Below are 24,370 nucleotides of genomic sequence, written 5' to 3'. Positions count from 1 at the left end.
TGCCGGATTAAACCTGTATTGAACCCCGGAAATCGGAGATGCTTCTGAAACCGTTTTCGGCCATATAACCGCGGATGCCTGAAAGCACTTTGCCGCAGCAATCCGGATCCAGCCACAGTCCTGTTCCGATTGAAATCGCGGTGGCGCCCGCGATGATAAATTCCAAAGCGTCCTGCGCGGTGACAATCCCGCCCTGGCCGACAATTGGAAGCTTGGTCGCCCTTGCGCACTCCCAAACCATTCTCACCGCTATCGGCCGTATCGCGGGGCCGGACAAGCCCGCCGTCGGCTTGGCAAGCTGGCTCCTGCGCGTTTGGATATTTATCGCCATTCCGCTGATCGTGTTGATTACGCTTATCCCGTCCAGCCCGCACGCTTCGGCGACTTTCGCTTGAAGCGTTATGTCGGTGACATTCGGAGTAAGCTTGCCGATTAGCGGCTTGTCCGTGGCCTTGCGGCAAGCCGAAAACAGCGCTTCGGCCACTGCGCAATCCTTGCCGAATTCCATCCCTTCGCCTTCGACATTCGGGCACGAAATGTTCAATTCGTAGCCCGGCGCGCCCGCCGCTTCCTCGATTTTTTCAATCACGGTCACGTAATCGCGCACGGTGTGCCCGACCACGTTGACTATCCAAACCGTGCCAAGACCGTTTAAAAACGGGATTTTGTCTTTAATAAAGGCGTTCACGCCCGGATTCTGCAATCCGATCGTGTTCAGCATTCCGGCGGGCGTTTCCCAGATCCGCGGTGTCGGATTGCCGAGGCGCGGCTCGGGACTGACAGCCTTGGTGAAGAACGCGCCGAGAGTGGAAACGTCGAAAAGATCGCTGTATTCCTCTCCGTAGGCGAAGCAGCCGGACGCGGTGGTCACCGGATTTTTAAGCGTCAGCGGGCCGATTTTTACGGACAAATCGGGGATAAATTCAAGTTTTTTGGCTGATTCCATCGCCGCGATTATATACCCGCCCCCGTGCATTTTGCCCCAAAAAAGAAGAACAGCCCGAATGGTAAAACGAAATCGAGCACTTTCGGCGCGTTTTATTTGGGAAACGCTTCACAAATTTGCGCGCGGCCGCGCGCGGCGCTATATTGAGCGGGACGGCCTTCAAGCCGCCCTATGTCATTTTTCGGGAGAGAACCATGGCCAAGTTCGACATATCCTTCGAAAAGCTGCCCCTGCCCGCCTCGGGCGAAAAATTCACATTCGATTCTCATGGAGATCCGGTCACTCCGGACAATCCGATCGTCTGCCTTATCGAAGGCGACGGCATCGGGCGCTCGATCGGCGGCGTGCCGGGAATCACGGAAACCTCTGTCAAAGTAATCGACGCGGCGGTGCAAAAATCATACGGCGGCAATCGAAAGATTGAGTGGTTCAAAGTGCATGCCGGCGACGCATCGCGCGAGATTTACTTCCCCAACGTGACAGACGATCAACTCAAAGGTCTTCCTCCTCAACGCCAGCGCGATTGCTATCTACCGGAAGACACACTGAAGGCAATCGATTACTTCAAAGTGGCCCTTAAGGGTCCGCTTACCACGCCGATAGGAGGAGGGTTTTCGAGCATAAACGTCGCGCTGCGCCAGATTTTCGATCTATACGTCTGCCTGCGGCCCGTACGCCACTACCCGGGAGTTCCGGCGCCGAATATAAACGCGCACAAGGTTGATATGCACCTTTTCCGCGAAAACTCGGAAGACGTGTATATGGGCGTCGAAGAAGTGGGCGGAAGCGAACGGGCGCAGCGGATAATCAACCTGCTCAACGAGGAGCTGGGCTACAAGGACAGACTGGCGCAGCCGATAAAGCTGTCATCCGGCATCGGAATCAAGCCCATCAGTCCGGAAGGCACAAAACGCCTGGTTCGCCGCGCCATCAAGTACGCGATAAATCTCAAGCTGCCGTCGGTGACATTGGTGCACAAGGGCAACATCATGAAATTCACCGAAGGCGCGTTCAAGAATTGGGGCTACGAAATCGCCAAGGCGGAGTTCCGCGACAAAATCGTGACGGAAGACGAGCTTTGGGCGGAGGATGCCGCCCCCCGGGGCGGCGCGGCCAAAGGCGACGCAAACGGCAGAATAGTCGTCAAAGACCGCATCGCGGACAGCATGTTCCAACAGGTGCAGCTCCGTCCCGACGAGTACAGCGTCATCGCGACCCCGAATCTTAACGGGGACTATTTGTCCGACGCGCTGGCGGCTTGCGTCGGCGGACTGGGACTCGCGCCGGGAGCGAATATCGGCGACGGTGCGGCGATATTCGAAGCGACTCACGGCACCGCGCCCAAGTACACAGGTCAGGACAAGGCCAATCCCGGCAGCGTAATCCTCTCCGGCGTCCTGATGCTCAAATGGATGGGCTGGGTCGAGGCGGGCGAGCTTATCGACCGCGCCATTGGGGAAACCATCCGCGAAAGCGCGGATGCGGCCGCGCGCGGAGAGTGGGACAAGCTGTTCGTGACCTACGACATCGCCCGCCAGTTCGAAGGCGGAAGCGAAAAGTACGGCGTGAAAGCTAGCAAGTTCGGAGAGCGGATAATCGAGCATCTCGCGTAATCCGCGCCTCGTCGGGTACCGGATTGTATGTCCGAGATAAGGCGATATTCCACCGGCAACGTTTGGGAAGAATCCGTCGGATTCAGCCGCGCGGTCAGAATTGGAAACACCATATTGACGGCGGGCACCGTCGCGGCCGACGAAACGGGCAAAATCCACGGCTCGGACTGCTATGCGCAGTGCGTTTACATCTTCCGCAAGCTCGAAAAGGCGCTGGCCGCCCTCGGCGGCAATTTTGGAGACGTCGTTAAAACGACCTGTTTCCTTGTCGATTTGAAAGACTCCGAAGGATTCACGAGAGCGCACGGCGAGATATTCGGCGAAATCCGGCCGGTCGCGACCTGCGTCCAGGTTGCGGGGCTGTTCGGGGAAGGAGCGCTGGCCGAAATCGAACTCGTCGCGGTCGTCCGGGAGGCGTGAACCGGATTGCAGCAGATTCGTCTTTAATCCCCAGCGGGGGGAAAGCCGCCCTGTGCTAAACTACCCGCTCGATTTTTCTCAACCAAAGAGGTGATTGACTTGAGGATTGCATCTTACGCATTCCTGATGATTGTGCTTCTCGCGGTGCTGTTCGGCTGTCCGAAGGCCGAAGAGGAACCTGCGGACGACGGAATGAACGTCGGCTCCACGACCGCGACCACGCCGCCCGCCGGCGCGGATTCCGCGGCTGAAGGCGAAATTCCCGCCGCCCCGGAGGGCGTGGTTTCGGCGGCCGGAATGCAAAAACAGAAGGACGCCGAAGCGGCCGGCAAAGGCGAAGGTTCAGAAGCCGTCCCGCCCGCGGGCGATGGTACTGAAGGAACAACTTCCGAAGGCGGTGCGGGAAATATGGTGGTACTCGAAACGACGAAGGGCAACATTGTAATTCAGCTTCATCCGGAATGGTCGCCAAAGGGAGTGGAGCATTTCAAAGAGCTCGTCAACGCGAAGTTTTACGACGGCGCGCCATGGTTCCGCGTAATCGAAGGTTTCGTGGCCCAGTGCGGAGTGGCTGCGGATCCCGCTCTCAATGAAAAATGGGGCGATCTGACGATCCCGGACGAGCCGGTCGTCCAAGGCAACAAGCGCGGCACCGTTGTGTACGGCAAGACCGGCGCTCCCAACAGCCGCAGCACCCACATTTTCATCAATTTCGTGGACAACTCTGCCAACTTGGACCGCCAGGGCTTTTCCGCGTTCGGAGAAGTTGTCGAGGGTATGGATGTCGCGGACAAACTGACCCGCTGCGAGTATGTCGACCAGATGGGTCTTGCGGCCGCGGGCGGAATGGACAAGTTCAAGCAGCAGTTTCCCGATGCGGACTACATCCTGAAGGCGTATTTCAAGTAATCCGGCTTTCGGCCAACCGCCGGCGGGCGCTCTGCCCGCCGGTTTTTTTTTCAGCGGTACGCGGCGAACTTGAGTTCGTCAGACGCCGCGTTTACGTACGCCACCATCGGGACGCCGTTGACAGCCACCATAGAAGGCCATCCGCCGTCCTCGCCCAATCCCGATTCGATCGTCTGCGGCGGCCGCCAGACTGCTCCGTTCGCGTCGTTCGAGCGCGCGAACATTACGGCGTCGCTTGATAAATCGAAGTACGCGAAACAAGGCGTGCTGCCCATTATCGCGGCTGATATCCGCGTAGCGAGTATCGCCGGCTCGACCGCGGCAACCGGCGCCGCCCAAACGGTCCCGTCGTAGGCGAGCGAGCGCAAATATCGCACCTGCTGCAACGACGCGTGCCAGTAAACGACCGCGGGATATTCATTTACAGTTATAAGAGCGGGAAACAGCCCCGCGTCGCCGGAATTGTCCAGCGAATCGGGCCTTCCCCAGACGTCGCCCGACCTGTCCTCGCAGCGCACGAACATCAGCCGCGTGTTCGTCGCATCCCAGTACGCGATCGCCGGATTTCCGCCGACCGTCTCGAGCGAGGGATATACACCCGTATCGCCGGCCCCGCCCGAATCCACGACTATCGGCTCGCCCCAGTTTCCATCGCGGTCTATCACGCTTGAAAACATCAGGTCGCCGTCCGCCGCGTCGTAATACGCGACACCGGGAAGCACGTATTCAAGCGGCCAGAATTCCCGCGAAACCCAGTCGAGCGAGCTGTAGTGTCCGGTGTCCGCGCCGGCGTCTATCGTAACCGGGTCTCCCCAAACGGTGCCCTGTGTGTCATCCGCGCGTATGTAAAGCAAATTGCCCTGAACATTGCGGTAGGTTATCCCCGGCCGCAGGTCGCCCGCCAAGCTCGGATAAAAACCGCCCCCGTTGTCGTGAATAACGGCCGGCTCGTCCCAGGTCGCTCCGTAGATGTCGAGCGCTCGGACGTACATCAAGTTGCCGCCTTTCCGGAAGCTGATCGCGGGCAGTCCGTCCACCATCGAAAGCGAAGGATATGCAAAGGGATCGAAAAGCGAGTCCACCGTCACGATACGCCACTCGCTGGGATAATTGACGACGACGCTGGTCGCCGCCTGGTTCCATGCGTATTCGTCGTCGGTGACGCGCACGGTCGGGCTGAAAGTGCCCGGCTCGGTGTAAGTGTGATCCACCGAAGCCAGCGTCCCGGAATCGTAATCGAAAACCGCGTCGCCCTCCCAGTCCCACTCGTACCGGATTATCGAGCCGTCCGCGTCCGGATCGTACGACGCCGAGGCGTCCATAAAAACCAGAAGCGGGGACTCGCCCTCCTGCGGGATCGCCTGTATTTGCGCGACGGGCGGCGTGTTGACCGCCGCGGGGGTGACAGTCAACTCGAAATCGTAAGTGTCTGCGCCGGCATCGTTGGTAACAGTGAGCGAAGCCTGGTAATTGTCGGGCGCGCCGAGTGTGACCGTCGGAGAATCTTCATCGGACGCATCCGGAGAAGCCCCCCCCCCGAAATTCCATGAATACGAAAGCGGCGGATCGCCCTCGACGCTTGCGGTGAACTCGACCACCTGTCCGGCTTCGCCGGACAGAGGTTCGACCGAAGAAATCACCGGCGGCGCTGGACCGGCGACGATCGTGAATGTGCCGGTGTAAAGGTCGTATCCCGATTCGTTTTCCGCCTTCACCGCAAGGTATTGCCCGCCGGGGGAAGAGGGAAGGGTTACGGTCAGCGGTTCTCCCGAATTCGAATAAAAACCTCCCGGCACCTGCCATTCCATATAGTATTGCGCATTGCATTGAACATCGGCCGATATCGTGACCTCCGCGCCCGCGGTTCCGGAAAGAGGCGAAATAGATATGATGTCCGGCACGGATTCGAGATCGAGCACGTTGCTTTGCGCGCCCAGATTGCCCTGCCCGTCCTCGGGAACGATGTACAAGAATCTGTCGGGGCTTGGAATTTGCGCGGAAAGCAAACCGCCCGCGCCGATTGAGGACGGAACCAGCGGCACAGCATCAAGCTCGCGGTATCCCGAATCCGCGGAATCGGACGTCATCACGCGGTACGACGCGACCGTAGCAAGGTAATTGATCGCAATCGGAGTCACGTCGCTTACTCCGATTTCGCCGTTCCCGTCGCCGTCGATCGGGCGCTCGGTATCGTCGTTGACCCCGTCGTCCGTGTCGGCGAGAAAATTGATCGCGATAGGCGTGATGTCGGACACTCCGACTTCGCCGTTTCTGTCGTAATCTCCCGTGTTCCGGTATGTCCACTCCAACCGCATTCCGGAGAACCGGTTCAGTCTGAGGTCGGTTACCCTTCCCGCGTCTCCGGACGGGGCAGTGGACGCCATCCTGCCTGTATCGCGGGACTTCAGTGCATCGATCAGCGCGTCCTTAAGCGCACGTACAACCTCCGGATCGGCTTCCGGTGCTGCTTCAAACGATTCAATTTCCCCTATAACCGAAGCAGGATCGAAAATCTTCGCCCGAGTATGTCCGCCGTTGCCCGCCCTGCATGAAAGCGCGAAAAGAAAAAGCAATGCCCCGCAGAATGTCGCAAACGCGTTTCGCATACGGTCGCGGCCCCCGCCGCGCTTGAATTATATCGTGAAAACCGCTCCGGCCTCGAATCGAAAATGCAAAAACCGCGGCGGCTCCGTGTTAAAATCCCCGCTCCGATGCCCAACCAGACGACTATCGTGCGCGCCGCCCGGTTCGAGGGACGCGGTTTGTTCAGCGATCTGCCCGCTTCGGTGGTTTTTCATCCCGCGCCGCCCAACACGGGCGTGGTTTTCAGGCGTATCGATCTAGGCGAGGACGCCGCAATCCGCGTCCATCCGGACAACTTGGTGGAGTCGCCGAACTGCAGCGTGCTTGCCAACGGCAAAGCCGAGGTTTCGGTGGTCGAGCACGTCCTCGCGTGCCTTGCAGGCTTGGGAATCGACAACGTTTTCATAGATGTGGACGGGCCGGAAATCCCCAGCGAATCCGGCTCCGCGGGAGACTATCTGGATGCGCTTGCTGAAGCCGGCAAAACGGAGCAGGACGCGCCCGCGCGCTCAAAGAAACTCGGCGTCCCGCTGGTCGTTTCGGGAGAAGACAAGGCGCTCATACTTCTTCCCGCGGACACATTCAGCGTCAGCTATGTCCTCGATCACGCGCATCCGCTCCTGGGCGTCCAGTACCAGCCGGACACGCCGAAGGATCGGGTACTGGACGAGATTCTCCGCGCCCGAACGTTTATCACAGAAGACGAAGCCAAAAAGGCGCTGGATGCGGGATTCCTCCGGCACGAGAACCCCGACCGCGCTGTTTTGATCACCGGAGCCGGGCCGAACAAGCCGCTTTTGGCGGCAAACGAACCCGCGCGCCACAAGGCGCAGGACATTCTGGGCGACCTTTCGATATTCAGCCCGCACCTCGTCGCACGCGTGATCGGAATAAGAAGCGGCCACCACCTGAACCACGTCGCGGCGAAAAGGCTCGCGATGCTCCTGCCGTAGCCGCTAATCCAGGAAGAATCGCAGGTTGGTAATAACGACGTCGCGCACGTTGTACAGCCCCATCTTTATAAAGAACGCGGCGTTGTTGTGCAAAAGAAATCCTGCAAGTCCGGGCTGCACCATTTCCGGAACGAGCACCGTGATGTAGTGTTTCGGGTATTCCCTTCTTAAATTTTTGACGTAGTCCACTATCGGGCCGACAAGGGAACGGTACGGGGATTCGACCACATCGAGCGGAATGTCAGGCGCCCACTTGTGCCACATTTCCTTGAAACGCGGCGTGTTGTCCGGATTGATTTCTACGTGAACCGCGCGCAGCTTGGGCGATATACGCTCCGCGTAATCGAACGCCTGCAGAATGCCGCGGTGTATGCCGGACACAAGGATAATTACCAGATGCTCTTTCTTTGCGGGGGTCTTGTAACCGTCAAGCGAAAGCCTTTTGCCGACCCATTCGTAGTGCGCCTTGATGCGCCAGAAGATCGTCATGATTATCGGGATGACTACGACAACCACCCACGCGCCCTCCGTGAATTTTTCCATAACGATAATCGCGAGGACGATACCGGTCGCAGCGGCGCCTGTTCCGTTCTGAAGCGCGTTCAGCCTCCACCCCTTGGGTCTTAGCCTTAGCCAGCGCCTGACCATGCCCGTCTGGGATAGCGTGAACGACAGGAAAACGCCAACGGCGTAAAGCGGAATCAGCCTGTCGGTGTGACCCTTGAACGCGATAACGAGCAAGGAGGAAAGCGCTCCCAAAAGCAGGATGCCGTTGGAAAAAACGAGCTTGTCGCCGAGGTTGGCGAGCTGCCGCGGCATGAATCCGTCCCGCGCCAGAATCGCGGACAAGCGCGGAAAATCGGCGAACGCGGTGTTGGCCGCAAGGATTAGGATAAGCGTGGTCGCGAGCAGTATCGCTCCCCGGAAATAGTGATTGTCGTGGAAAACCGATCGGGCGACCAGCGAAATCAGCGATTCGCCGTCCATTCCATGCGCGTAAATGATGTTGTTGCTTTGCGCCAGATAGGACACGCCGAGGAACATGGATCCCAGCAGCACCGCCATTATGGTCAGCGTAATCGCCGCGTTTTTGGATTCCGGGGCTTTGAACGCCTGCACGCCGTCGGTTATCGCCTCGACTCCTGTAAGCGCCGCGCACCCGCTTGCAAACGCCTTAAGAATAAGGAACCATCCCAGCGCGTGCTCTGGATGCGGCGCGGCCTGCCCAAGATCCAGCGGCCTGTATCCGAACATCGGGCCGATAAGCCCGACCAAAACCATCGCGACGATGGAAAGTACGAAATAGTACGTCGGAATCGCGAACAGCGCCCCGGATTCCTTCGCGCCGCGCAGATTTGCCAGCGTGATGAGCATGATCGCTCCCACGCAAAGCTCCGGCGCGTAGGGCGATAGCTTTGGATAAAAGCTTGTAACCTGCTGGATTCCCGCCGCTGTGCTGACCGCGACGGTCAGGATGTAGTCCGTCAGAATCGCCGAAGCGGCTAGAAGCCCGACTCCGGTTGAAATGTTCTCTTTGGAAACGATGTAGCTTCCCCCGCCCTTTGGGTAGGCGTGGACGGTTTGTATATAGGACAAAACAACCAAAACCAGCACGGCGACAATCGCGATCGAAACTGGCAGCGTCAGGTGCAGCCCGGCCGCGCCCGCGAGAGTGAGCATCAGGATTATTTCCTGTGTGCCGTATGCGGTGGATGACAGGGCATCCGAGGCGAAGACCGGCAGGGCGAGAAATTTCGGCAGCCTTTGATGCTGCGCCTTGTGCGAAGGAATAGGCCGGCCGAGAATAACGCGCCGAAGCGAAGGAAGTTTCATATGCGGCACCGTAAGTCGCCTGGCCTGGTCATTCAAAGTTCGGAATTATACTCCCGCGGCCGGCCTGCCATCGCGACGGGGTATCAAGCGGCTCGTACGCGATTCCGCGCCGCTCTTCCGTGCTACCATCGCCGCGGTTTCAAGGAGGCCGGAATGGATAAAACCGCGCTTGCGGCGAAGCTGCGGGAAGTCGCGCTTCTGGAAGGCGATTTCACTCTCCGCAGCGGCAAAAAGAGCAGGTATTACTTCGACAAGTACCTATTCGAAGGCACGCCGGACGTGTTGCGCGATGTCGCGCGCGCTTTAGCCGCGATGTTGCCGGAGGGAACGCGGCAGCTTGCGGGCGTGGAGCTCGGCGGCGTCCCGCTCGTCACCGCGGTCGCGCTCGAATCGGGCATCCCGGCGATTTTCGTGCGCAAGGCCGCCAAGGAGTACGGGACGGAAAAGCTGTTCGAGGGAAGGCGAGTGGAGAGCGCGCCCGCGCTGATCATCGAGGACGTCGTGACGACGGGCGGCGCATCCATCGAAGCCGCGAAGCGCCTTATGGACGCGGGCATCGAGGTGGCCGGCGTCCTCGCGGTCCTCGACCGCAAGCAGGGCGGCGCGGAGGCGTTCGCCGAAGCCGGAATACAGTTTTGGGCGCTCTTCGACCGCGATGACATCGGAATGCCGTCGGGATAGAACAGGCATCCGCGTCAGGCGGATCCGAGAATTGCATTTTCAAGCCTCGGCCGGTAATCAAGCACCGAATCCGGTGCTATAATCGCCGCCAATTCAATCTCGGAGCGGCGGTTGAGAAGGAATCTTGAAGGTCTTTATGCAATCCTAATGCCCAGCCTTTGCGGGGCAGTCCTGCTGCTTTTGGCAGTAACAGCCATCCCCGCAATTGCGCAGGATGAAGGCGCGGAGCCGCCACCCGAATCTGCGGCTGCCGGGGACGCTGAAGATGCGACCGACGAAGGCGGATCGGAAGTCGCCGGTATGCCCATGGCGGAAGCCGAGCCGGAGGCGGAAGGCGGCGCGGGAGCCGCAGATGCCGGGGACGCGGTCGCCGTCGGTCTCGCATCCCCCCCTCCGCCTCTTGAAAACCTCAAGGCATTCGACTGGCCGAACGACGAGGGCGGTTCGCTTGCCGTCACCTGGAGCAAGGCGGCCTGGGAAGACACGGGACTTGACTTATCCGATGGCTCTCATGCAGACGCTCCTTTTTTTGTGATTGAATGGGGTAAGGCGGAGGACGGGCCGTGGTTCGAGGCCGCAAGGGTGCAGGCCGGGACGCAGTTCCTGAAGGATGACGAGGGGAATTTCGGTTTCTTCCGCGCAGGCCACGACACGACGCACTTCGCAAGAGCCGGGCTCGCCGCGGGAGAGGAAACCGTGGCGGACGGAACGCCCGCTTTCGTCCGGATTGGCATCGCGCCGGGCGAATCCGCTCCCGCGGCCTATTATTTTCCCCAAACGGCGCAGGGCGCGGCCGCAAACAATTGGTGGAACAAGGCAAAAACCAACCAGTTCATCATTCTGATATTCCTATGCGCCGCGGTGCTTGCTTTCATCAGCAAGGCGAGGCGCGGGATCGAGCTTTACATAAGGCGCATAGCGGGCCTGGAAGCCGTTGACGAGGCGATAGGCCGCGCAACCGAGATGGGGCGCACGATGTTTTACCTGTGCGGCCTGGGTTACATGAGCGACGTGTCCACGATCGCGGCCACGAACATCCTCGGCCGCGTCGCACGCAAGGTGGCGGAGTACGAAAGCCAGCTGAAGGTGCCCTGCTTCGACCCGATCGTTATGAGCGTCTGCCAGGAAGTCGTGAAACAGGGATACATCGAGGCCGGGCGCCCCGACAACTACAACGAGGACAACGTCTTCTTCCTCACGCAGGAGCAGTTCTCGTACGTGAGCTCCGTCAACGGGATGATGTCGCGCGAAAAGCCCGCCGCCAACTTTTATTTCGGCTATTACTACGCGGAGTCGCTGCTTTTGGCGGAGGCGGGCAACCAGGTCGGCGCGATCCAGATCGCCGGAACCGACGCGCTGGTGCAGATTCCATTCTTCATCTGCGCGTGCGATTACACGCTCATCGGCGAGGAGCTTTACGCCGCCAGCGCGTACATTTCACGCGAACCGAAGCTGCTCGGCAGCATCAAAGCGATAGACATGGCCAAGGCGGTGATTATTTTCTTGATAGTCATCGGCTCGATACTGGGTTCGCTTTACGCGATCACCGGAAACGAGAGCCTGCGGATCGTCAGGCACTTCTTCACCGATTTCTAGGAGGAAAGCGCATTGCAGTTCCTGAAAAAAAACATACCGGTGACCATCGCTTTCCTAATCGGAATAGTGATGATCCTGCAAAACTACATTCCTTCGAAGGAATCCCAAGAGTTCGCGAAGGACATGAACATCTGGGTGGAGATTATCGCCGCCTTCGCGCTGCTTATCGGCGTCCAGTCGCTCATTCACAATCACCTGGGCAAAATCAAGCGCAGGCAGGCGGGATACGGATTTTCCTGGGTTGTTATCTTGTCGCTCGTGATCATGACTTTGGCGGGTTTGATCGGCGGCGGCGTGGAAAATCCGACGGGGCTTTATTCCTGGTTTTTCCTTTACATGCAGGTGCCGATGCAGGCAACGGTTTTCAGCATCCTCGCGTTCTACATCGCCAGCGCCGCGTACCGGGCATTCCGGGCCAAGACACCGGAGGCGACGATGCTTCTCATCGCTGCGGCGATCGCGATGCTCGGCCGGGTTCCCGTAGGCGAGCAGATAACGAGCTTTATCCCGGACGAAGGCATTCTAAGGAACCTGCGCATAGAAGTGATATCGGACTGGCTTCTGAACATTCCGAACGCCGCCGGATTCAGGGCGGTCATGTTCGGAGTCGGACTCGGAATCATCAGCACGTCGCTTAGAATCATATTCGGTATCGAGAGAACATACATGGGAGGAGGCGACTGATGGATTTCATTTACAACCTCCCCAGGCAGTTTATTTACTTCCTCGTTGCGGTGGCTGTATTCGCCCCCATTCTTCTTAAAATGGAAGCCGACGTAATTCCCGCGCCGGAGTCCCGAGCGGTCTACGACTATGTCGAGCAGCTTCCTGAAGGCAGCGTAGTTCTTTTCGCCCAGGACTACGATCCCTCCAGCGAGCCGGAGTTGACGCCTATGACGATGGCGTTCCTGCGGCATTGCTTCAGGAAAAAGCTTAAGGTCATAGGCGTGAACGTTTTCAACGTCGCGGGCGTGGGACTGGGCCAGCTGGCATTCAAGCAGATGGAAGAGGAATTCGGCGTCAAAAGCGGCGAGGATTACGTGTACCTCGGATTCCGGCCCGGCGTCGCCAACAGCATCCGGGCGGTGAATGCGGGAATCGTCAATTATTTCGTCACGGACGCCAATTTGGTGGAAACAAAATCAATGCCGATTTTTCAGAATGTGAAAAGCGGCAAAGACATAGATTTTCTTTTGTCCATAGCCGCGGGCGCGACGCCGGAAGCGTGGCTTCTTTACGGGGCGAGCGAGTCGGGTTACCCGATGGCCGCGGGATGCACGGCGGTCAGCTTTGCAAGCTATTTCCCCTTTTACCAGAGCAAACAATTCGTCGGAATTCTCGGAGGGCTCAAAGGCGCTGCTGATTACGAGCAGATGGTGGGCGTTCCGGGAATAGCGCGAAAAGGCATGGTCTCTCAAAGCTGGGTGCACATCCTTCTTATCGTTCTGATCGTTCTTGGCAACGTCGCCTTCGCCCATGAAAGGGCGGCCAGGCGCTCCGGAGGTGCAATCTGATGACCTGGCTTACGGACTGGCAGGGCACAATCGGGGAATTTGGACAGATCATCGGGATATGGATCGCGGTCGGCCTGACGCTGGCGATGCTGTCCTTTTTGTACAAGGACAATCCGTTTTTCAAATTCGCCGAGCACCTGTACCTGGGCATTTCCAACGGCTACTACATCGTCTACGTCTGGCAGAACGTCGTCAAGCCCGAGTTGCTGGGCAGGATAATGCCGAAGCTGATATTCAACGCCGCCGAGCAGCCGGAGCTTTACGCGCAGCATCCCAAGTATTACTACATCATCCCCGGACTCCTCGGATTGTTCCTGCTTATGCGGCTCATCCCCGCGACAAGCTGGTGGTCGCGCTGGAGTCTGGCGTTCTACATCGGATGGGGCTCCGGCGTCGCCATTCCGAAGTACCTGACCGAGTACATCCTAGCGCAGGCGATCGCGACGTTCAGTCCGCTGTTCGGCCCCGTCGCGGGCGTGATCGCGGGCTCCGCCGCGGCGTCCGCGGCAACAGGCAACGCGATACCGTTCACCTCGTACGTCAACAACTGGCTGCTGTTCGCGGGGGTTTTGTCGGCGCTCGTGTATTTCTTCTTCAGCGTGGAGCACAAGGGAACGATCGGCACGATTTCCAAAATCGGAATCTGGACGCTGATGCTCGCGTTCGGCGCGAGCTTCGGCTCGACGGTGATGGCGCGCGTCAGCCTTTTCATCGGCCGTGCACGGTTTCTTGTGCAGGAAGGAAGCTCGGAGGCGTTCGGCTACGCGTTTCCGATACAGCTCGGGCTGATCATCGTCATCGCCGTTGTTGCGCTACTCCTGCAGCGGAACGGGCGGGCCGGCCAGCGGACGTAATTCCCGCCTCTTAACCGGGCCCAATCTCTGCGGCCGGTTGAACAGCGCCACGAACTCGGCATGAACCGTGTTGGGGAAGAGGTCGATTACCGCGAGCGAACTCAGCCGCCACTTTTTGGACAGCTCGCGCACGTCCCTGAAAAACGTCGCGCCGTCGCATCCCACGTAAACCAGGTTGCTCGCCTTGAACTTTCCCAGTTTTTTTGTCTCGAATTCGTTCAGCCCCTTGCGCGGCGGATCAACAATCACCGTTGAAGAAGGCGAGCCTTTGCAAAATTTGAGCCATTGGTTCAGAGGGGCGTTCACGATCTCGGCCGGAAGACCGCGCAGGTTCCTGCGGGCATCCTGTGCGGAGAACTTCCATTTCTCCACAAGCACGATAATCCCGAATTTGGGCGCGAGCATTTTGGAGAAAAATCCCGTGCCGCCGAAAAGATCGAATAACACTTGGCCGGACAAGTCCCAGGAACTGAATACCCTGCCGAAAGCCTGCCACGCCCAGGACGGGCAAACCTGGAAAAACGACTTTGGATTCTGCTCCATTCGAGCGCCGGGAAATTCGTGCACGTTGCGGCCGCGGGAATTGATTTTCCAGCCTGAATCCACTATCTCGTAAATTTCTCCTACTCCGTTTTTAACGGCGTAAACTTTTCCCGCAGGAGTGCCCGTAGAGAGTTCCCACCTTGCGGGTTCGTTCGGAAGGTCGTGCAGCAAAAGCGCCTTCTTAAGCGCGGGAATCGCGGCCGAAAGCACCCCCGCGGCCATCGGGCAGGAATCGACTTCCACTATGGCGTTGGTTCCGCGACGGTGAAAACCGAGCCGGAATCCGTCCCAGTGAAGCTGAATTCGATGCCTCAGCGCGTCCTTCGGCGCGGGATGCCACTCGAACTTGAACCAGTTGCCCAAGTTGCGCCTTACCAGGTCATCAATCATTTCCAGCTTCAGCTTGGATGCGTCCAGCCTTGACGCCCCCCAAAGGTCGCACCCGCCGCAGGATTCCGCAACGGGGCATTTGGGGGCGATTCTTTGCGGATCGGGACGGATTATCCTTGTAATTCGCCCTTCTCCGTGCCTGGCCTTCATGCAAACTTCTGCCTCGACTTCTTCGCCGGGGAAAATCGCGAGCTGGGAATCCAAAAGAACGATGCGCCCGTCAAACAGGCGCGCAACGCCGACTCCTCCCCAGCCCAAGCGCTCGACAACGCCGCGGAAAGGAGCGATTACTCCGCCCTCTTGGTTAGCTACTTCCAAATTAGACGATCCCCAATGCGACCGGTGTAGTTATACCACTTCCTCGCGGCCGGTTCTTCATTTTGACCGCTTCGATGTCCGACCGCGATGCAGCAACGGCGCGCGATACCCCGGTTTCGTCCGCAAACCGCTTCCGGAGGCGCTTCTGCTAACATGTACGGCGGTTAAGGGGAAAGGCGATGCTCTTGCGAATGTTTGCACATGCTGCAGTAGTAATCTGCTTGTCGCTGGTTTTCGGACCAGGCGCGGCCGCGAAGTCCGCGGATTCCGCGGGCCAAATCGTGCTGAACGTGAGCGAACGGTTCGCCGGCCAAATCGCGACTATCGACGACCCTGCTAATAAGGGCGCGTTGCTGATCGCTGCTGACGGCATAACCATAGAACTCGACGATTACGAACTGCGCTCCACGGAAACCGACATGTCCGCGATGGAAGGCATCGGCGTTTACGCGAAGGGCCGAAAGGACATAACAATCAAAGGCGGAACCATCGCCGGATACAAGTGGGGCATCTTCATCGAAGATTGCGAGAACGTGACTATTGACGGCGTAAAGGTCGAATCCAGCCGGATGCAACACAACGTCTCTACGCCCGAAAAATACGACACCGCGGACTGGCTGGACATCTGGAGTGTCGAGGGATTCGAGCAGTACGGCGGCGCGGTTTACCTAAAAAACTGCAAAAACTCGACGGTGAGAAACGTGACCGCGGAATTCCAGCAGAACGGCGTGCAGCTTGCGAACTGCCGCAACGTTACCGTCGAAAAGTGCGGGCTTTCGTTCAACAGCGGCTGGGGAATCCACTTGTGGAACAGCGACAACTGCAAGATCAGGCAGAACATAGCCGAATTCTGCCAGCGTCTGGAATTCTGGCAGTACAGCGCGGGCGGGGACAGCGCGGGGATTCTGATACAGCAGGATTCGAATTACAATGTTATAGAGGACAACTCGTTCGCGCACGGCGGGGACGGATTCTTCATCACCGGCCAGCGCCCGTATCTGAAGCCCAGTAACTTCAACATCGTGCGGCGCAACGACTGCCGGTTCTCGCCGCACAACGGAATCGAGGCGACGTTCAGCCGCGGAAACAAGTTCATAGATAACGACTGCTCCGGCTCGCGGTACGGATTCTGGCTGGGCTACTCGTACGAAACCATCGTTGACGGAAACACAATCGAAGGATGCATCGAGGACGCGATCGCGATCGAGCACGGTCACAAGAACATAATCACGAACAACCGGATCGGATTCGGAAAGGTCGGCGTAAGGCTGTTCTCGCGCGAGATGCCGCCGGAAATCGGCGACGACCCGAGCCAGGATTACGAAGTAAGCGGCAACGAGTTCTACAAGATGAAATACGGCGTGATCGTAAGCGAGACCGCGCGCGCGGCGATAACCGGCAACAAGTTCAAGCGCTGCAAGATTCCTGTGTACGTGGACGACAAGTCGAGCGAAATAGTGCAGAACGGAAACAAGATCGGTTGATTTTCAGGAAGCGGTTGCCGCTATTTCGGCGTAAAATGAAATGTCCGCCGGCATCGTCCCGCGGAGGAGGCATTGCATGTCCAAGCTGCGTTTGAAACCTCAGTTTCTGATCGACGAAACCGGCAAGAAAAGGTCCGTGTTGCTGAGCGTGCGCGATTACGAGTCTATCATCAAAAAGCTGGAAGAATGGGAAGACACAATTCTGGCAGACGAGGCGATGGAGCGGGAACATGATTTTGTCCCGTTCGATGAATTCAAAAAGGAATTGAAAAAAGCCGGCAAACTATGAGTTATCGCCTGATTATCGACGCGCCGGCCAGAATGAAAATCAACCCGCTCTCCACTTAGACGGTTACTCGGATTGTCAGGGCGATTGATTCCCTTTCGATTGACCCAAGGCCTCACGGGTGTTTGAAACTCAAGGGCAAATTCAAGGGGCAGTACAGAATCAGGGTGGGGATCTTTAGAATCATTTACGCTGTCGACGACGCACGGCACATCGTTTACGTATTCGAGGTTGTCGAGCGCCCAAATGCGCACAAAGATTGAATATTCTTATAAGTAGTTTTGGGCATCTTTTTTTCAACATAAGCATTAATCAAATATCGTCGTCTGCGGCAGCGGGGACATCAGGTTCGCCGTGGATTTCAATAGCTCGCGCACCTCGTTTTCGATGAGAAGCATTATCCTTTCGCTTGTCTCCACCGGATCGGCTTTGAACTCCGCCAAATACTCTCGCAAATCAACCGGCTTGCCGACTTTGATCATCACCGCGCGCGGCCCCCACATCCTGTCCTTGCCGAGCAAATCTTTTTCGAGCAAATTTAGAATGTCAAGAAAATTCTCGATTGTCGGCATATCTATCTCGTAATCCCACCGAAGCGGCATGAATCGCGAAATGCGCAAAAGTTCGCTCCGCAACTGGTAAATTCGCTCGTGCCTTTCCGCGTCGAGTTCGCGCGCGTACCTCCCGCCCGCTTCCGATTCTGCGTGCAACATCTCGCTGGAAACGTTCAGAAGCTTGCGCACCCGGTTCCGGGTCGGCGAATCGGGATCCGGCGGCTCCACCCCAAGCCCCTCCGCCACGCGCCGTAGCGCGATTTCTTTGAGCCGCTCCAACCTGGCCTCCCCCCCCATGTTCGCGTCAGGCACCACGCCGTAATGCCTCTCGTTGAGTATCATAACCAGCTCGGAAATCGCCGCGAGCCGTTCCCGCCATTTTTTTTTGTGGCCGCTTTGCAATCCGAGTCGCCGCTCCAGCCGCGCGAGTATCGCCGCGGCTTTCCCGCGCATGTCTCCGGTGTAGTAATAACGCAGAGCCGCCGGAAGCAGATACACCGGCGGCAAATCATCACCGCGCTTTTCCAACTCCGCAAGAGCTTCGAGACCCATCCGCGCCGCGCCCGGAAGAAACGGCAGAATTTCGTCGTGAAGCTGGTGGTTTGTTCCTTCCGGAAATATAACCAGCCAGTTTTTCCCGCTCATCACGACTTCGCGCGCCGCGCGAAGCGCGTCCTCGTCGCGCCTGCCGCGGTCAACCGAAAACACGCCGATATTCGCCATCAGCGCCCCCTGCACCGCGTTCTCAAAAAGCTCCCGCGCCGCCATCCACACGAAGTTCATATTGAGCCTGCCGCTTAAAACATAAAGAACCGCGGGATCGGACGTCGGGTGGTTTGGCGTGAAAATGACACGCTGCCCGCGCAGCGATTCGAGAATATCCAGGCCGTCGTCCGCAACCTCGACGCGGATGATTTTCATGTACCAGCGCAGATAGCATCCGGCGATGCGGCGGGCGAGCCACATAAAAAACGGGACGTGGCGGGGCGGCCGGAATTTGTAGCGCGGCGGTTTCCTGCGGCTGAATTGCGATGTCGCGACCAATTCCGCGGGATTGTATCATCGCGCAGGTTTCACTGTGATACAGTTCCCGCCGTGCCCGATTCCCGCAAGGCGCCCGATTTTCTCACCGCCGGACAGCTGTTCCGGCTTTCCGCGCTTTGGCTAGGGCTGCAATTCTTCTGGACGACGCAGCAGCTTGCCGTGATGCCGGGCTTCGCCAAGCATTTCGCGGAAATAGAATTCGGCGCCGGTCATGTGGGCTGGTATTACGGATTGCTCAAGTCCTGCGGCGCGGTCGTGGTAATGGCCGTCCAGCTTACGATAGGTTTCATAAGCGATCACGCGCATTCGAAAATGGGCCGCCGCCGTCCGTTCATTCTTTACGGAACGCTTTCGGGCTGCCTGGCGATACTGTTTTTTCTTTTCGCGCCGGGATACTGGTGGCTGTTCCTGGCGTACATGCTCATAGAGGCGACCATAAACGTCGCGTCGGTTCCGTTCCAATCGCTCCTTCCCGATCTCGTGCCCGAAAAACAGCATTCCCAGGCAGGCGCGTCCATGGGATTCCTGCATTTATCGGGCAATTTGCTTGCGGTTCTGTCGCTTGCAGGCGTTGCGTTTGCGTTCGGCGATGATTTGTTCGCAGGGTACAGAGGAATATTCGGATGGCTTTATCCCGCGTTTCTCGTCGCAACGATGCTGATAGTCGTTTTGTCGGTTGACGAAACCGGCTGGGCGCGCCATGCCGCGGTGAAAATCGAGGGAGCGTTTCGCGAGGTCGCCATACTACCCGGCACCGTCGTCCGATTCGCAAAAACCGCGCCTACGCTGCTCGGTTCGATAATCGCGGATTATCGCAAAATCGAACTGCGCAGCCAGTCCAATCTGATGTTTTTGTGGGCATCGCGCTTCTTGATTTATCTCGGGTACGTTTCATTTTCATCGTGGATTTACTTTTACGCGCATTACAATCTGGACGGCGAAGAATGGCTGCGTTCGCTGGGAGTCGCCGAAGAGAAAATTCCCGGATTTTCTTCGATGGTGTTTCCCGCTCTGCTGCTCGTTTTCATCCTGGGCGGGCTTGCCGGAAACCGCGCAAGCGTCCCCCTGTCCCTCCGGTTGGGAAAAAAATGGGTTATTGCGGCCGGGCTTGTCGTAGGCGGGACGATGCTCGTACCGTTGATTCTCACGCACAGCGTTTGGGTGGCGATGGCGTCCGGCCTTGCAATCGGCGCGGGATTCTTCGCGTTCGTCGCTGCGGACTGGGCTTTCGCATGCACGCTCATGCCCAAAAACAAGGCCGGCAGCTACATGGGCATTTGGGATGTATCCACGCTTCTGCCGCAGGTTATAGCGCCGGTCATAGCCGGTCGCATCAGGGACGTGGTTTTCGGCGCCAACCTGTCCCGCCTTGGTGAAGCCGGCGCATGGGCGTTGTCGAACAAGTGGGTGTTCGCCTCGATACTGGTTTGGTTCGCTTTGGGGCTCGTGGTTCTTGTATGGGTTCGGGAGCAGCGTACGGGGATGCGGCCGGCTAATCCAGTTTGTAACGTTTGAGCAATTTCTGCGGCTTGAAATAATCGAACGGATCTTCTTCGATCAGTTTGTACCATCCCCTTCTTTCGGGATGGAACAGCGGCCCCCATTTCTTGCCCTCCACGCGGGGAGCGTCGATTCGCTGCGCCAGCCTGGCCAGCCAGAGCGAATGGTATCGGTCGCCCGAGCTTTCAACGGCCGCCCTGAAAAGCGGAACGAGATCGTCCTCCGGCCGCGTCAACAGCAGCCTCGAAATGACGCTGATGGACGGATTGATTTCGAAGCTGTAAATCCACGGCTCTATCTCGTCCACAGCCTCCTCGTCGCACGCGAAACCGGCCGCGAGGGCTACGGAAACTATCGCCCAACTCGACTCCTCGTTTACGTCTATCCGCTCGGGCTTGAGTTCATAGATGATGCGCCGCAATTCGGCGTAATCCTGTATATCGAGCGACATGAGGTAAAGGTCGGCCGCGCACCTGATCCCGTTCAGCTTCCCGCTGCGCTTACGCCCGATTGTGTCCAAGTATCTTGGCAAAAGCGCGCGCAGCTCCGGCTCGTTTTCGGTGATGATGGCGTAAAGGATCCTCCCCCAAAGCTTCAGGTCGTCGGGTGAGTCCTTCAGCAGCTCCGGATTCGCGCGCTCCGGCGCCGTCGCGAGCTGGCGCAGAAAGACCCGGTGCCTTACCGGCCAGTGCTCGAACGCGTCGACATCCTCGCCAGTTTCGTCTAGCTCTTCCAAGAACACCCCGGGCGAAATATACCACCAACTTATCGGCCGACGGCAGCCCGGCCTTAGCCGGAAATTTGCTTGTGAATGCTTCTAATGATATCTCGGCGCTTTCCGCGGTGTTAAAATCGGGCGAGGAATTGCATATTTTCGCTCCCGCAAGGGAAGGAGGAACCGGAATGTTCATGCCTTTTGGCGAAATTCAGGGCCGGGTGCTCACGATGAGCTTTTCCAGCGCGGACTTCAGCGTTGCGAGCGTGCTTACCGCGTTGCGGGAACACCTTGACCTGCTGAACGAAATGAAGATCGAATTCGCAGGCGTCGCGACCGACGTCGGAAGCGGGGATCCCCGCGTGTTCAAGCCCGTGATGATCAACGCCAGCTTCGAATACACGGGCGAAGGCGACGGGCGGGCGGAACTGGAGCGGGCCTATCACATTATTTGGAAGGGCGTCGTTTTCACGTTCCCGGACGAAGAGGATTGGGCGACCGCGAAGGAAAGCTACTCGGCATATATTTCCAGCCAGGCCGACCTCCTGCGCGCCCGCACCGAGACGATTCACTCCGCAAGGGAAGACTGACCGGAGCCGGACCATGACCAGCGCTCGCAAAGCCGGATTCAACCGCGCGTCCGCAGCGTTTTTGGCCGCTGCGGTTGTGCTGGCAGCGTTCGCGCTTTGCCCCGCGCGCGCAATTGCGCTGGATTACGACATCGTCTGGGTGGAGGTGCATGTTTCGCCGCTCGCGGACGGGCGGGTGATCAGCCAATACCAGTGGCTGGTGGACGTCCGCTCCGGCGACCTCCACGGCTTTTACCTGCAGGGATTCGACGGCGCGGAGCCGCGGTTTTTCATGGACGACTGCATCGCGCAAACCGAGGACGGTTCGAGCAAGTGGCCGCTCGAATTTTCTCTGACCGGAAACGGCGACCAGATAGACTGCATCCTCTCCAACGGCGCGGCGTTCACCGGCCCCGGAAGGATAATCTACACGGTCGCGGCCGTCCAGGATCTCGGCGCGAACGGAAATCTGGCTTATACCGAAAGCCCGGAACATGGAAAGCTGGCGGTATTCCATTGGGCGCCGCCGCAGTGGGACGAGGGATTCGAGCACGAGACCGTATACATCCACTTCCCGTTCGCGGTGGAATCGACGGATTTGGACTGGGAAACCAATTACGACGCGAATCCGGTCTACACCGAGCCGTTCATGAACAGGGATTACTTAATGGACTGGTACGGCCACGAAGCGGACGGAAAAATCTGGGCGTCGGTCAAGCTTCACCGCGAAAACATCAGGCCGATGGAGAAATTCGCAATCCAGCTTTACGCGCCCGCGGAGTGGTTCCCGGAGCTAGGCCGGACGGTCGCGACCGCGCTCTCGGAAGGACGAAAGCTTGAATCCCGCAGCGACTTTGCAAGCTCGGTGCTCGAATCCATCCCCAAAACGTTCGCCGAAAAGCGCTTGCTCGTCATTTTCGCGGGCGTGATTTTGTTCGCGGTCTTCGCCATCGCGGCCGTCGCGAAGCGCGGCCAGACCGCGGCCAAAAAGCGCGACCTCGCGGGGATCGTTTGGACGGACGCCAACTGGGTGCCGCCGCGCATCCAGGTCAGCGAGTTCCGCGAGCCGGGAAAGGTCGCGCAAGGCCTGACGGCGCCGGAAATCGCGCTGCTAATCGGCTTGCCCGTCGCCCAGATTCTGTCCGTCGTCCTGGAGCAGATGCAGGCGAAGAAGATGCTGACCATAACGGGCGCCGATCCGTTGCGCGTAGTTCGCAATCCCAAAGTCGCGCGCAGCCTCGATCCTTTCGAAGACGGGCTGCTGAAGGGAATTCTTTCCGACGGTTCGCTGGACGTTTCGATAGTGCGCGAGGCGATCCGGACGCTCACCGAAAGCCTGCAGAAGAAATGCTGGAACTGCGATCTCGAAGCCACGAAGGCGCATTACATCGAGCAATGGTCGAACGAGATGAAGGACGAAGAGGCGGCAAGGCAGAGACTGAACGATCCCGACGTTATCGCCGAAGACCCCTGGTACTGCGGCCGGTTCCACTACCACAACAGCTACGTTTACCGCGAATCCTACTATGACCGCTACCCGGAAATGAAACAGGTCGCCGCGGCGGTCGAGCCCTCCGTGCCAGACAGCTACAAAAGCTTCGCCGCGTTCACCGCCGGCGACGCGTGCCACAGCGCTTGCTACGTCCACAGCGCATGCCACGACGCGTGCCACAGCGCGTGTCATTCCGCGTGCCATTCCGCATGCCACAGCGCCTGCCATTCGGCCTGCCATTCGGCTTGCGTCAGCGGCGGCGGGCATTAGTGCGGTTTTTCCGGCTATAATCCCCCGATGCCTGACACGCTTAACGATTCGATTCTCGACGTACTTACGCGCGCGGAGCTTTTCCGCGACGTCGCGCGCCGCGAGCTGTTCCCGGAGCATGTGAGCCTCGAACGATTTCCCGCGGGAGCGGTTGTCGTCCAGCAAGGCTCGGAGGGCCGCGATATTTTTGTCTTAGTCCGGGGAGTCGCGCGCGTCGAAGTGGAGCGCGAAGGATTCACCGACGTCGTCGCGACGTTCGAAAACGACGGCGTATTCGGCGAAGTGTCGTTCCTATCCGGGGAGACCGAGCGCACGGCCAGCGTCGTCGCCGAGACCGAGTGCGAAATGCTTCGGATGACGCGCGCGCAGTTCGAGCGCGCCGCCGCGGGAAGCCCCGAGGCCGCGGCCGACTTTTACGAGGCGCTTGCGCTGCGCCTGGCGCGCAAGCTTGCCGAGACGACGTCTATGCTGGTGGTGCTCGCGCAGCGGATCGAGATGGTTGCGAAAGCCGACACGGGCGGGATGCTTGGCGAGGTGCGCGACCGCATCGGCGAGGCGCTGCAGGAGCTTATTGGGGGCGAAGGCGGCGGCGAGTGGGAGCGCTTCCTTTCGCTTCCCCCGGAAGTCCGGGAGCAGGCGCTTCTTTACGGCGAGCGGTTCCTCAAAAATCCTCCGCAGACCGGATAAACGCGGCGCGCGCAAATGCCGGTAATTGCGCACCTGTATTCCGATATAATTGGGAGATTTCGCAAAAAACTCACCGCCGCGCGTGATTTTTTTAGCGCGCATAATTTCCCCTCGCGCGTGATTTTTCCTTGCGCGTGATTTTACCCGCGGATCGGGGTATAATGCACGCGAACGGCATCGGACGGCCGCGGACTATCCGCCGGAGGCGGAAGCGATGACGCGAAGAATAAGGGGCTTTTGGACAGGATCCGTTTCACGGAGGCACCCTCGCGCCCCTGTTTCGATAGCAAATCTCAACATTCTTGGAGGCAGCGCAAATGGTTAAGCGGTTGACAAATCTGGTCATGGGGGGGGGCTGGGATTGCCATAATCCTCTCCCTGTCGGTGCTCGCCATGATCGCGGCTAGTTTCACAAGCTGCGGAAAGGGCGAAAGGAAGCAGTACGCCGCGTCCGCGCCGGACGCGGGCGCAAGCGGAGTGAATCAATCCGGCGACTCAACGGTATTGGAGCGCACTCCGGCGATCGATCCCGGATTCGGCGGAGACGACGAGCCGGAAGGGGGCGGGGAAGGGCTGGACGGCGGGGACCTGATTGATCCGTTCGAGATGCAGGATT

At 58.7% G+C, this 24,370-nt stretch carries 22 protein-coding genes; 16 read left to right on the top strand and 6 right to left on the bottom strand.

All coding sequences use genetic code 11. The annotated features are described in order from the left end of the window. Positions 1–7: 7 nt before the first annotated feature. Positions 8–946, bottom strand: a complete 939-nt coding sequence (locus HRF49_01655) for a dihydroorotate dehydrogenase (GenBank protein ID MEP0813357.1) — start codon at positions 944–946, stop codon at positions 8–10. 194 nt (positions 947–1,140) lie between these two features. On the opposite strand from HRF49_01655, the gene icd reads away from it, so the two are divergent. The 3 genes from icd to HRF49_01640 all read left to right on the top strand — a co-directional run bounded on the left by icd (position 1,141) and on the right by HRF49_01640 (position 3,888). Then, positions 1,141–2,559 carry an isocitrate dehydrogenase (NADP(+)) gene (gene icd, locus HRF49_01650; GenBank protein MEP0813356.1) on the top strand — a complete coding sequence of 473 codons (1,419 nt, stop codon included), beginning with the start codon at positions 1,141–1,143 and terminating at the stop codon, positions 2,557–2,559. Between the two features lie 27 nt (positions 2,560–2,586). Beyond that, positions 2,587–2,979, top strand: coding sequence for a RidA family protein (locus tag HRF49_01645; GenBank protein ID MEP0813355.1), 393 nt, complete (start codon positions 2,587–2,589; stop codon positions 2,977–2,979). 99 nt (positions 2,980–3,078) lie between these two features. Then, complete coding sequence (locus HRF49_01640; GenBank protein ID MEP0813354.1) at positions 3,079–3,888, top strand: peptidylprolyl isomerase; 810 nt, start codon at positions 3,079–3,081, stop codon at positions 3,886–3,888. A gap of 50 nt (positions 3,889–3,938) precedes the next feature. On the opposite strand, the gene HRF49_01635 is transcribed toward HRF49_01640, so the two are convergent. Continuing rightward, positions 3,939–6,494: a PKD domain-containing protein gene (locus HRF49_01635; GenBank protein MEP0813353.1), complete on the bottom strand. Its 2,556-nt coding sequence runs from the start codon at positions 6,492–6,494 to the stop codon at positions 3,939–3,941. A gap of 105 nt (positions 6,495–6,599) precedes the next feature. Here HRF49_01635 and HRF49_01630 point away from each other — a divergent pair, with 105 nt between their 5' ends. Continuing rightward, positions 6,600–7,424: a UDP-3-O-acyl-N-acetylglucosamine deacetylase gene (locus HRF49_01630; protein MEP0813352.1), complete on the top strand. Its 825-nt coding sequence runs from the start codon at positions 6,600–6,602 to the stop codon at positions 7,422–7,424. A 3-nt stretch (positions 7,425–7,427) separates the two neighbouring features. Here the strand turns inward: HRF49_01630 and HRF49_01625 are convergent, their stop codons facing one another. Next, entirely contained in the window at positions 7,428–9,257 is a 1,830-nt protein-coding gene (locus tag HRF49_01625; protein MEP0813351.1) for an APC family permease, read from the bottom strand. 153 nt (positions 9,258–9,410) lie between these two features. Between HRF49_01625 and pyrE the strand changes: the two genes are divergently transcribed. From pyrE to HRF49_01600, 5 genes are all read left to right on the top strand, one after another. Then, on the top strand, positions 9,411–9,938 hold the full coding sequence (pyrE, locus tag HRF49_01620) for an orotate phosphoribosyltransferase (protein MEP0813350.1): 528 nt from the start codon (positions 9,411–9,413) through the stop codon (positions 9,936–9,938). Positions 9,939–10,049: 111 nt separating this feature from the next. Further along, positions 10,050–11,534, top strand: coding sequence for a hypothetical protein (locus HRF49_01615; GenBank protein MEP0813349.1), 1,485 nt, complete (start codon positions 10,050–10,052; stop codon positions 11,532–11,534). A 12-nt stretch (positions 11,535–11,546) separates the two neighbouring features. Beyond that, on the top strand, positions 11,547–12,218 hold the full coding sequence (locus HRF49_01610) for a hypothetical protein (GenBank protein ID MEP0813348.1): 672 nt from the start codon (positions 11,547–11,549) through the stop codon (positions 12,216–12,218). Next, a complete protein-coding gene (locus HRF49_01605; GenBank protein MEP0813347.1) occupies positions 12,218–13,048 on the top strand; it encodes a hypothetical protein in 831 nt (276 codons plus the stop codon). The genes HRF49_01610 and HRF49_01605 overlap by 1 nt, the downstream gene beginning before the upstream one ends. Continuing rightward, positions 13,048–13,902 carry a hypothetical protein gene (locus tag HRF49_01600; GenBank protein ID MEP0813346.1) on the top strand — a complete coding sequence of 285 codons (855 nt, stop codon included), beginning with the start codon at positions 13,048–13,050 and terminating at the stop codon, positions 13,900–13,902. The genes HRF49_01605 and HRF49_01600 overlap by 1 nt, the downstream gene beginning before the upstream one ends. On the opposite strand, the gene HRF49_01595 is transcribed toward HRF49_01600, so the two are convergent. Then, complete coding sequence (locus HRF49_01595; protein MEP0813345.1) at positions 13,861–15,153, bottom strand: class I SAM-dependent RNA methyltransferase; 1,293 nt, start codon at positions 15,151–15,153, stop codon at positions 13,861–13,863. The genes HRF49_01600 and HRF49_01595 overlap by 42 nt on opposite strands. A 191-nt stretch (positions 15,154–15,344) precedes the next feature. On the opposite strand from HRF49_01595, the gene HRF49_01590 reads away from it, so the two are divergent. Next, on the top strand, positions 15,345–16,637 hold the full coding sequence (locus HRF49_01590) for a right-handed parallel beta-helix repeat-containing protein (protein ID MEP0813344.1): 1,293 nt from the start codon (positions 15,345–15,347) through the stop codon (positions 16,635–16,637). A gap of 76 nt (positions 16,638–16,713) precedes the next feature. Continuing rightward, positions 16,714–16,926 (top strand): hypothetical protein, encoded by a 213-nt coding sequence (locus HRF49_01585; GenBank protein MEP0813343.1) that lies wholly within the window; start codon positions 16,714–16,716, stop codon positions 16,924–16,926. A gap of 305 nt (positions 16,927–17,231) precedes the next feature. Here the strand turns inward: HRF49_01585 and HRF49_01580 are convergent, their stop codons facing one another. Beyond that, entirely contained in the window at positions 17,232–18,521 is a 1,290-nt protein-coding gene (locus HRF49_01580; GenBank protein ID MEP0813342.1) for a 1-acyl-sn-glycerol-3-phosphate acyltransferase, read from the bottom strand. A gap of 51 nt (positions 18,522–18,572) precedes the next feature. Between HRF49_01580 and HRF49_01575 the strand changes: the two genes are divergently transcribed. Next, positions 18,573–20,036, top strand: coding sequence for an MFS transporter (locus tag HRF49_01575; protein MEP0813341.1), 1,464 nt, complete (start codon positions 18,573–18,575; stop codon positions 20,034–20,036). Here HRF49_01575 and HRF49_01570 read toward each other — a convergent pair. Beyond that, positions 20,014–20,757, bottom strand: coding sequence for a hypothetical protein (locus HRF49_01570; protein MEP0813340.1), 744 nt, complete (start codon positions 20,755–20,757; stop codon positions 20,014–20,016). The genes HRF49_01575 and HRF49_01570 overlap by 23 nt on opposite strands. 71 nt (positions 20,758–20,828) lie before the next feature. On the opposite strand from HRF49_01570, the gene HRF49_01565 reads away from it, so the two are divergent. The 4 genes from HRF49_01565 to HRF49_01550 all read left to right on the top strand — a co-directional run. Next, positions 20,829–21,326 carry a hypothetical protein gene (locus tag HRF49_01565; protein MEP0813339.1) on the top strand — a complete coding sequence of 166 codons (498 nt, stop codon included), beginning with the start codon at positions 20,829–20,831 and terminating at the stop codon, positions 21,324–21,326. Positions 21,327–21,339: 13 nt separating this feature from the next. Beyond that, positions 21,340–23,067: a hypothetical protein gene (locus HRF49_01560; GenBank protein ID MEP0813338.1), complete on the top strand. Its 1,728-nt coding sequence runs from the start codon at positions 21,340–21,342 to the stop codon at positions 23,065–23,067. Between the two features lie 27 nt (positions 23,068–23,094). Next, complete coding sequence (locus HRF49_01555; protein MEP0813337.1) at positions 23,095–23,754, top strand: cyclic nucleotide-binding domain-containing protein; 660 nt, start codon at positions 23,095–23,097, stop codon at positions 23,752–23,754. A gap of 393 nt (positions 23,755–24,147) precedes the next feature. After that, a partial coding sequence (locus tag HRF49_01550; protein MEP0813336.1) for a hypothetical protein occupies positions 24,148–24,370 on the top strand: 223 nt, incomplete at its 3' end.

It is taken from the genome of bacterium (assembly GCA_039961635.1).
Taxonomy (GTDB): domain Bacteria; phylum 4484-113; class 4484-113; order JAGGVC01; family JAGGVC01; genus JABRWB01.
The sequence above is the reverse complement of the archived record's forward strand: the minus strand, read 5'-3'. Positions and strand labels throughout refer to the sequence as shown.

Coding starts and splice junctions, on each gene's coding strand:
- HRF49_01655 (MEP0813357.1), bottom strand. CDS start 946: ATGGAATCAGCCAAAAAACTTGAATTTATCCCCGATTTGTCCGTAAAA.
- icd (MEP0813356.1), top strand. CDS start 1,141: ATGGCCAAGTTCGACATATCCTTCGAAAAGCTGCCCCTGCCCGCCTCG.
- HRF49_01645 (MEP0813355.1), top strand. CDS start 2,587: ATGTCCGAGATAAGGCGATATTCCACCGGCAACGTTTGGGAAGAATCC.
- HRF49_01635 (MEP0813353.1), bottom strand. CDS start 6,494: ATGCGAAACGCGTTTGCGACATTCTGCGGGGCATTGCTTTTTCTTTTC.
- HRF49_01630 (MEP0813352.1), top strand. CDS start 6,600: ATGCCCAACCAGACGACTATCGTGCGCGCCGCCCGGTTCGAGGGACGC.
- HRF49_01625 (MEP0813351.1), bottom strand. CDS start 9,257: ATGAAACTTCCTTCGCTTCGGCGCGTTATTCTCGGCCGGCCTATTCCT.
- pyrE (MEP0813350.1), top strand. CDS start 9,411: ATGGATAAAACCGCGCTTGCGGCGAAGCTGCGGGAAGTCGCGCTTCTG.
- HRF49_01605 (MEP0813347.1), top strand. CDS start 12,218: ATGGATTTCATTTACAACCTCCCCAGGCAGTTTATTTACTTCCTCGTT.
- HRF49_01600 (MEP0813346.1), top strand. CDS start 13,048: ATGACCTGGCTTACGGACTGGCAGGGCACAATCGGGGAATTTGGACAG.
- HRF49_01590 (MEP0813344.1), top strand. CDS start 15,345: ATGTTTGCACATGCTGCAGTAGTAATCTGCTTGTCGCTGGTTTTCGGA.
- HRF49_01585 (MEP0813343.1), top strand. CDS start 16,714: ATGTCCAAGCTGCGTTTGAAACCTCAGTTTCTGATCGACGAAACCGGC.
- HRF49_01560 (MEP0813338.1), top strand. CDS start 21,340: ATGACCAGCGCTCGCAAAGCCGGATTCAACCGCGCGTCCGCAGCGTTT.
- HRF49_01555 (MEP0813337.1), top strand. CDS start 23,095: ATGCCTGACACGCTTAACGATTCGATTCTCGACGTACTTACGCGCGCG.